Consider the following 457-nt stretch of genomic DNA (forward strand, 5'->3'; position numbering starts at 1 on the left):
CAACGCCGAGAGGATGGGTCCGTCCCAGCTTTCTGCGCGCGCCATGGTGGCGCCGGTCGCCAGCAGCGTCTCGCCGAGTGCCACGATGCAGAAAAGCTGGCAGCGTTCGGCGAGATGAGCGCCTTCGATCGTCCAGTCACTCGTCTTCGAGCGGCCCAGGCCCGGCATGGGGAAACCGAACATCGGCGAGACATATTCGCAAAGCACAGCGATGGCCCAGAGCACCATGCGTGCCTCATGCTCGACAATGGCGCCGGCGATCCAGAAGACGGCGGCGATCGACACCCAGCCGAGCATGCGCCGGTAGTTGGCCGCAAGCGGATGATCCGGGCCAAGCTCCCAGACGATGTAGGCAGTGCGCCCGACCTGGATCGCCACATAGGCGAGCGCGAAGATCAGCCCGCGTTCCCCGAAGGCGCCGGGAATCGCCGAGGCCATGAGGAGGCCAGCCAGCATG

1 protein-coding gene is annotated in these 457 nt (G+C 66.1%); it reads right to left on the bottom strand.

The features are described from left to right. Nucleotides 1-456: low temperature requirement protein A (locus tag AB4Z23_RS28505; RefSeq protein WP_441361311.1), on the bottom strand; the 456-nt coding region annotated here is incomplete at its 3' end. Nucleotide 457: the final 1 nt, after the last annotated feature.

The sequence above is a fragment of the Agrobacterium sp. MCAB5 genome (assembly GCF_052114365.1).
GTDB classification, from domain to species: Bacteria; Pseudomonadota; Alphaproteobacteria; order Rhizobiales; family Rhizobiaceae; genus Agrobacterium; species Agrobacterium tumefaciens.